Origin of the sequence: Thioalkalivibrio sp. ALJ7, assembly GCF_000376865.1 — a bacterium.
GTDB lineage: Bacteria > Pseudomonadota > Gammaproteobacteria > Ectothiorhodospirales > Ectothiorhodospiraceae > Thioalkalivibrio.
On sequence record NZ_AQXQ01000012.1, the window covers coordinates 907,405 to 914,487 of the forward strand.

8 protein-coding genes are annotated in these 7,083 nt (G+C 63.6%); 2 read left to right on the forward strand and 6 right to left on the reverse strand.

Features of this window, described 5'->3' with window-relative positions:
• Window positions 1-13: 13 nt before the first annotated feature.
• From D002_RS0112935 to D002_RS0112945, 3 genes are all read right to left on the reverse strand, one after another.
• Window positions 14-1,255, reverse strand: a complete 1,242-nt coding sequence (locus D002_RS0112935; RefSeq protein ID WP_018142354.1) for a Zn-dependent hydrolase — start codon at window positions 1,253-1,255, stop codon at window positions 14-16.
• Window positions 1,256-1,336: 81 nt separating this feature from the next.
• On the reverse strand, window positions 1,337-1,738 hold the full coding sequence (locus tag D002_RS0112940; RefSeq protein WP_018142355.1) for a hypothetical protein: 402 nt from the start codon (window positions 1,736-1,738) through the stop codon (window positions 1,337-1,339).
• A gap of 23 nt (window positions 1,739-1,761) precedes the next feature.
• Window positions 1,762-2,295: a MarR family winged helix-turn-helix transcriptional regulator gene (locus D002_RS0112945; protein ID WP_018142356.1), complete on the reverse strand. Its 534-nt coding sequence runs from the start codon at window positions 2,293-2,295 to the stop codon at window positions 1,762-1,764.
• Window positions 2,296-2,673: 378 nt separating this feature from the next.
• Here D002_RS0112945 and D002_RS0112950 point away from each other — a divergent pair, with 378 nt between their 5' ends.
• A complete protein-coding gene (locus D002_RS0112950) occupies window positions 2,674-3,729 on the forward strand; it encodes a porin (protein WP_018142357.1) in 1,056 nt (351 codons plus the stop codon).
• Between the two features lie 88 nt (window positions 3,730-3,817).
• On the opposite strand, the gene D002_RS0112955 is transcribed toward D002_RS0112950, so the two are convergent.
• Window positions 3,818-5,227: an AmpG family muropeptide MFS transporter gene (locus tag D002_RS0112955; protein WP_018142358.1), complete on the reverse strand. Its 1,410-nt coding sequence runs from the start codon at window positions 5,225-5,227 to the stop codon at window positions 3,818-3,820.
• 42 nt (window positions 5,228-5,269) lie between these two features.
• Window positions 5,270-6,037, reverse strand: coding sequence for an exodeoxyribonuclease III (locus D002_RS0112960; protein ID WP_255349320.1), 768 nt, complete (start codon window positions 6,035-6,037; stop codon window positions 5,270-5,272).
• Window positions 6,038-6,139: 102 nt separating this feature from the next.
• Between D002_RS0112960 and pyrE the strand changes: the two genes are divergently transcribed.
• Complete coding sequence (pyrE, locus tag D002_RS0112965) at window positions 6,140-6,775, forward strand: orotate phosphoribosyltransferase (protein WP_018142360.1); 636 nt, start codon at window positions 6,140-6,142, stop codon at window positions 6,773-6,775.
• Window positions 6,776-6,782: 7 nt separating this feature from the next.
• On the opposite strand, the gene D002_RS0112970 is transcribed toward pyrE, so the two are convergent.
• Window positions 6,783-7,083: integrase core domain-containing protein (locus D002_RS0112970; protein WP_018142361.1), on the reverse strand; the 301-nt coding region annotated here is incomplete at its 5' end.

Below are 7,083 nucleotides of genomic sequence, written 5' to 3' on the forward strand. Positions count from 1 at the left end.
CTTTATTCGCGGTTTATTGCCGGGCCGCCAACGCCAGGGCACTTTGCAGGGCCAGATTGGCACCGGTCTCGATGTCTTCCCAGTTTGTCCATTCCGCGGCGGAATGGCTACGCCCCTGCAGACTCGGCACGAAAATCATGCCAGTGCGGGTGATGGCGCTCATGCTCTGCGTATCGTGGGCCGCGCCGCTGGGCATGGTCAGGTACTCCAGACCCATGCGCTCGGCTTGCGCCTCGATGGTCTGCACGATGCCGGTATCGCAACGCACCGGGTCGATCTCGGACAGCACGTCGAACTCGAACATCAGGTCGCGACGGCGGGCCAGGCTGGAAAGTGTGCGGCGGGCCGCATGGGCCAGCGCCGTCAGTACCTTCTCGTCGGTATCGCGCACCTCAAAGGAGAAGGTCGCCATGCCGGGGACAGTATTCGCCGCACCGGGCGCCAGTTCCACGCGTCCGATAGTGGCCCGCGAGTTGGGGCTGCCGTGTTCCTCCAGCAGGCGATTAATCTCGCCACCGAACTCGGCCAGGCCCTGGAAGGCGTCGATGCGCATGTCCATCGGCGTGGTGCCCGCATGGTTCGGCTGCCCCTTCAGGCGCACCTCCCACTTGAACAGCCCGGTGATCGCCTCAACGACACCCACGCTCAGGCCCCGCCGATCGAGGACCGGACCCTGTTCGATATGGGTCTCGATAAAGGCGTGCAGGGTGTGTGGGTCACGCCGCGCGGCCAGGGCATCGTCGGCGTTCAGGCCCCAGTTGGCCATCGCCTCGACCAGGGTCACGCCCTCGAGATCGCGCGCATGGCTGATGCTTTCCGGGGTCAGCTTGCCGGCCATGGCCTGCGAGCCGAACATCCCGCCGAAGCGACCCTCCTCGTCGGTGAAGTCGATCACCTCCAGGGGGTACGCCAGATCCACCTCGTTTTCCTTCGCGGTACGCAGCACCTCCAGGCCGATCAGAACGCCCAGCGCGCCATCGAGCGGACCGCCGCCCGGCACCGTGTCGAGGTGCGAACCCATCGCGACTACAGGCCGCTTGCCGTCGTAGTCAAGGCGCCCGTGGAGGTTGGCGGCTCCGTCCTGCCAGACATCCAGCCCGGCGGCCTCCAGGCGTCCGCGAAACCACTCACGACCGGCGCGATCGCCCTCGCTAAAGGCGCGGCGATGCAGGCCGCGGTCGGCATCGCGTCCGATCTGGCCCAGCTCGTTGATGTCCTGCTGCAGGCGCTGCATGTTGATCTTCAGATCCGTCATGGAATCCTCCAAAAGCGGGTCCAGTCCGGGTCACGTTTCAACGTCAGATGAACACGGATCGCCAGGACTGGACCAAGTGAATCAGTCGCGCGGACGACCGCGCAGGATGGCCCCGATCAGGACCAGGAAGACGATCGCGCCCACCGCGAAGAAGCCGAAGGCGCGGGCCAGGCTGTGATGCTCCACCGTGACCGTGGCCTGATCGGCCCAGTCATCGGCCTCTGCAGCCCTCAGCCGGAAGCGATACTCGCCATCGGACAGGCCGCTGATCACCGTGCTGGTATCGCTGCCTTCGTAGATGATGCGCGCATCAGCGTGATCCGGACCCGTCGCCTGCTCCAGCACCACCGCGGTGTCCGTCTCCCAGTTCAGGGTGAAGCCGCCGTCGGTCGAGCGCTCGGGGGGCGCGTCAAAGGCCGGCGTGGCGCTCGCCACCAGCGGGCTCCAGAGCAGAGGCAACAGAAGAATGAACATCAGACGCATCAGCAAGCTCCGCGGCGACCGGTTCAGGACTTGCCGTCGAACGGCTGCAGGCCGGCCTTGGGCTCGGTGGTGTTCATGGCCTCGACCAGCAGATCCAGGCCCTGGTCCAGTTCTTCGAGCCGACCCTTGGGCAACGACTGCAAGGCCCGGTTGAGCTCGCCCTGCGGCGCGGCCGGCGCCTGGTCCAGCAGCTCCATGCCCGCATCCGTCACGTACAGCCTGACGATGCGCTGGTCCTTCTCCGGGCGCCGGCGTTCGATCAGGCCACGATGCTCCAGCTTGTCCAGCAGGTTGGAGGTGGTCGAGGCATGCACCGACAGCCGGCGCGACAGATCGCTGACGTTCAGGCCCGGCGTGCGCTGCAACTCCCAGAGCGCCCAGAGCTGCGAGGCGCTAATGCCACAAGCCCGCTCCACCGTCCTCGAGTGCCCCTGCAAAGCGCGGATGATCACCCGCAGCTGACGGATCACCGAGCGCGCGACATCCGGCTCGGCGGAGCTGGCGGAGGTGCCGGGCGGGTTATCCGGGGATGAATGGGAGGCATGGCTCAGGGACATCGGAGTTCTCGCAGGTTTCATTACTCGTATAGTTAGTTTTGTACAAGAATAGTTCCATTGCAACTTGCACCTCGGCTGGCGAAATGGCGCAAAGAGCTCTAAGTAGGTGATTTGGGCAGACCGCGCGAGCATTTTGCCGACGCCTTCACAGCGGGAAAGCCGAGCTGGAAAAGAGCCGCTGATACGCGAAGGCCATCGCCGGGAACAAGGGATGGGTGTCGCGGTCATACAACAGAACGTCGAGTTAACGTGTCTTGTTTACAACGCCCCGGCCCCTGCCTATAAAGAGAGCGCAGAGAAACCTGAGCATGCCTGCGCACTGTGTCTGCCAGGGCAGGACCTGGCGACACCCAACCGCCTGACCCGAGAGGAATCGCAATGAAGACGACGATGAGTTGGACCCTGGCGCCGCTGTCCGGTGCCGTTGCGTTGGCCCTGATCCTGGGCCCGAATACCGTCTTGGCACAGCAGGAAGGCGCTGGCGGCGTGGAGTTCGATTTCTATGGATCACTGCGATTGCAGTACGAAGCGGCGAGCCCCAAGGGCGAAGATAGCTACGACGGCTTTCGAGATGCGTATTCCCGCATCGGCTTCAACGCAAATTATGAAATCAACGACAACATCAGTGCATTCGCACAGCTGGAAGTACCGCTTGATCTCGCCAATGGAAAAATCCAGGACCCCTTCAACACCCGTGATGAAGACATCCGGATAGGCAAGATCGGGCTTTCGGGCAACTTCGGTACCGTGGCCTACGGTCGCGACTGGCTGCCCTACTACAACGCGATCGCCTTCCCGGTGGACATGTTCTATTCGTTCCAGAGTGGATTCGCGACCTATACGACGTTCCGCGAAAGCAACAGCGTCATGTACTACTCGCCTGACTTCAACGGCTTTTCCTTTGCTGCATCCCACAGTGCAAACGCTGGCTACGCGGACAGTTCTGGTTCCGCCGATGATCGGATACAGCTGACCGGCACCTACAGCGTAGGGGATACCACGCTTTCGGTCGGGGTCGATGACGTCGATGGTGCAAACAACACCCGCATCTGGGGCCTCTCTGCGATGCACACCATGGGTCCGCTGTCGCTAGCCGCGAAGGTCGAGTACATCGACAGCGACCAAGACATTGGTGCGTTCGGCGATGATGGTGACGTTGCGGCCAACATCTACGCGGCTTACACCATGGGACAGCACGTTTTCCACGGTACGTACGCGAATGTCGACAACTATGGGGAGGACGTCTACCACTTGGGCTATGCCTTTAACTGGATGGACGGCTTGACCCTGTTCGCCGAGTACTACTACGAAGAAGAAGCGACCGGAGCAATCCCTGCGGTCAAGGCACGGGACTCTGGTACCGACCCGATTCCGTTTCCCTCAGGTGGGGGTAGCAACAACGTGTTCATGGTTGGTGTTCACTACAGCTTCTGACGACCATCCAGCTGCAAGCGGATGACTCAAGCCCGCGCCCACTATGGTGCGGGCTTTTTAGTGACCGCCGGATGGAGGCCGTCGACAACTACTCTCGGGTAACCGGTTCGGAATCGGTCGGTCGGCCCGGCTGAGCCATACGATCCGGGTTGGCCCAGCGCATCAGGGCGAACGCGAGCAGGATGGTGGGAATGCCGATCAACGCAGAGCTGGCGAAGAACCAGACCCAGCCGATGTTCTCGGCCAGCACTCCGGTGAAGCCGGCGAGGAACTGCCCCGGCAGGGTCATGATGGAGCTGAACAGGGCGTACTGGGTCGCCGTGTAGGCGCTGTTCGTCAGACTGGAGAGATACGCGATGAACACCGAGATCGCCATGCCGCCGGACAAGTTGTCGGCCATGATCGCGAACACCAGGCCATAGGTCTCGGGGCCCAGGGTAGCCAGCCAGGAGAAGGTCAGGTTAGTCAGCGGGGCCAGCACAGCGGTGGCAATCAGCATGCGCATAATGCCGAAGCGCACGACCAGCAGTCCGCCCAGCGCCGCACCGGTGAGGGTCATCGCCAGACCGAAGGCGGCGGCGATGTTGGCGATCTCGTCCTTGGTGAAGCCGATGTCGAGATAAAACGGATTCGCCATCACCCCCATAAAGATGTCCGCGATGCGGAAGACCGCGATAAATGCGATCACCAGCAGTGCGACTCGCCCAAAGCGCTGCCAGAACTCGACAAAGGGGCAGATGACGGCCCCGATAAACCAGGCCTTGAAGTCTCGCCACCAGCCGGTATCCGCGGTGCTGTTGAGATAGGCGACCACTCGGTCCTCAAGCCGCGCGGTGGCCGAATCCCGCCGCAGTACTTCAGGTTCACGGACGATCAGGGTACACACCACGCCGACCAACATGAGCGCGGCCATCGCGCCGTAGGACAGGCTCCAGCTACCCACTGCGGCAATATGCAGGGCGCCGGCGCCAGCGGTTAGCAGCGCGACGCGGTAGCCGGTTACGTAGGCCGCAGCCATCGCACCCTGGCGTTCCTGGCTAACGGCCTCGATGCGGTAGGCGTCGATGGCGATGTCCTGGGTGGCAGCGCCGAAGGCGGTCAGTACCGCCCAGACGGCGACCAGCCAGAGCTTTTCCGTGGGGTCGGTCAGCGCGATGCCGGCCAGCCCCAGGATGATCACCGCCTGGGCGAACAGCATCCAGGCTCGGCGCCGTCCGAAGACCCGAGTCAGCACCGGCAGGGCCAGGCGATCGACCACCGGTGCCCAGAAGACCTTGATGCTGTAGGCCATCCCGACCCAGGAGAGAAAACCGATGGAGGCCAGCTCCACCCCAAGGTCGCGCAGCCAGGCAGTAAACGTGCCGCCGGTCAGCAGCAACGGGAGCCCGGCGGCGAAGCCGAGGAACAGCATCCCGAGAACGCGGGGGTGGCGGTAAACCGCCAGCGCGGCGCGCCAGTCGCGATGGGGCGGACGTTGCGCCTCGACGACGTCGGTCATGCAGAGTCGCCGAAGCGGATCAGCCCCGAGTCCGGCACGCCGCTAGTAGTCATAGTCGATCCAGAACGGCGCGTGGTCCGAATAACGATCAGCGGTGTGGATATACGGATCGCGCGCGGTGGCGGCAATGCCCGGGGTGGCAATCTGATAGTCGATCCGCCAACCCACGTTCTTGGCCCAGGCCTGGCCGCGGTTGGACCACCAGGTGTACTGCTCCGGCCGATCATCTAGCCGGCGGAACACATCCACCATACCGATCTCGTCGAACAGATGGTCCAGCCAGGCCCGCTCCTCCGGCAGGAAGCCCGAATTCTTGCGGTTGGACTTGTAGTTGGTGAGGTCGATTTCCTTATGGGCGATGTTCCAGTCGCCGCAGATGACCCACTCACGCCCGTCCTGCATGCGCTCCTCCAGCCAAGGGCGGAAGAACTCAAGGAAACGCCACTTGGAATCTTGGCGATGGTCGCCCGAAGACCCCGAGGGCAGGTAGAGCGACACCACCGACAGGTTGCCAAAGCGCATCTCGGCATAGCGGCCCTCGTTGTCGGCCTCCTCGAAGCCGATACGGGTGATCACCTCGTCCGGCTGGCGGCGGCTGTACAGGGCCACACCGCTGTAACCCGGTTTGACCGCATCGACATAGACACTGTGATAGCCGGGCGGATGGAAGGGCTCCCCCTGGATCTGGTGAATCTGGGCCTTGGTCTCCTGGATACAGACCACGTCGGCCTCGGTCCCCGGGAGCCAGTCGAAGAAGCCCTTGCGGGCCGCGGCACGGATGCCATTGGCGTTCATCGAGAGTATGCGCATGGCGACGAACGATACCTGCGCCCGGGCGCGTGGAAAAGCCCCGGACTGCGGCACCGGCACAGGTCTGTGTCAAAATACGACGTTTGAGACCGGAGCCACCCGATGACCGCCCATGCCTTCCTCGAATACGCCCTGCAACGCGATGTCCTGCGCTTTGGCGAATTTACGCTGAAATCCGGGCGCATCAGCCCGTATTTCTTCAACGCGGGCCTGTTCAATCGGGGTTCCGATCTGGTTCGGCTGGGCGAGTTTTACGCACAAGCGATCGTCGATTCCGGGATCGAGTTCGACCTGGTGTTCGGCCCGGCCTACAAGGGGATCCCGCTGGCCGCCGCGGTGACCGAGGCGCTTTACCGCGACCACAGCATGGACCGCCCCTGGGCCTTTAATCGCAAAGAGGCCAAGGACCATGGCGAAGGCGGCAACATCGTTGGCGCACCACTGGAAGGCCGCGTACTGATCGTGGACGACGTAATCACCGCGGGCACCGCCATCCGCGAGTCGGTGGACCTGATCCGCACCGCCGGGGCCTCCCCAATTGGCGTCGCAATCGCGCTGGATCGTGAAGAACGCGGCCGAGGCGAGCGTTCGGCCATCCAGGAGGTCGAAGCCGACCTCGGCCTTCAGGTCGTGCGCGTCGCCCGCCTCGGCGATTTGGTATCCATGCTGGAAGAGACGGGCCGCGCGCCCGAGCACCTCGAGGCCCTGCGCGCCTACCGGGCCGAATACGGGGTGTAGGGAGACGCTAGGTGTGGAGTCTCACAAGGTTGTCCTCAGGTAGCCCGAGGACGCTGATGGGTGGCTGTTTGTTCAGGCTACCGTGTGGGCGGTGCCAGTTGTAGTCATGGATCCACCGGGGCAGGTGGCGTTTGCGCTCCTCCGAGGTGGCATAGGTGAAGGCGTAGGCCCACTCGCGCAGGGCGGTCTGGATGAAGCGCTCCGCCTTGCCGTTGGTTCGCGGCGTATAGGGCCGTGTCCGGCGATGACGGATGCCCAGCCGACGGCAGGCCTGGCTGAACGCCCGGGCGTGATAGCAGGGCCCGTTG

What these genes read in the sequence shown, in the direction of transcription:
- D002_RS0112935 (WP_018142354.1), bottom strand. Translation starts at nt 1,255, where the DNA reads ATGACGGATCTGAAGATCAACATGCAGCGCCTGCAGCAGGACATCAAC.
- D002_RS0112940 (WP_018142355.1), bottom strand. Translation starts at nt 1,738, where the DNA reads ATGCGTCTGATGTTCATTCTTCTGTTGCCTCTGCTCTGGAGCCCGCTG.
- D002_RS0112945 (WP_018142356.1), bottom strand. Translation starts at nt 2,295, where the DNA reads ATGTCCCTGAGCCATGCCTCCCATTCATCCCCGGATAACCCGCCCGGC.
- D002_RS0112950 (WP_018142357.1), top strand. Translation starts at nt 2,674, where the DNA reads ATGAAGACGACGATGAGTTGGACCCTGGCGCCGCTGTCCGGTGCCGTT.
- D002_RS0112955 (WP_018142358.1), bottom strand. Translation starts at nt 5,227, where the DNA reads ATGACCGACGTCGTCGAGGCGCAACGTCCGCCCCATCGCGACTGGCGC.
- D002_RS0112960 (WP_255349320.1), bottom strand. Translation starts at nt 6,037, where the DNA reads ATGCGCATACTCTCGATGAACGCCAATGGCATCCGTGCCGCGGCCCGC.
- pyrE (WP_018142360.1), top strand. Translation starts at nt 6,140, where the DNA reads ATGACCGCCCATGCCTTCCTCGAATACGCCCTGCAACGCGATGTCCTG.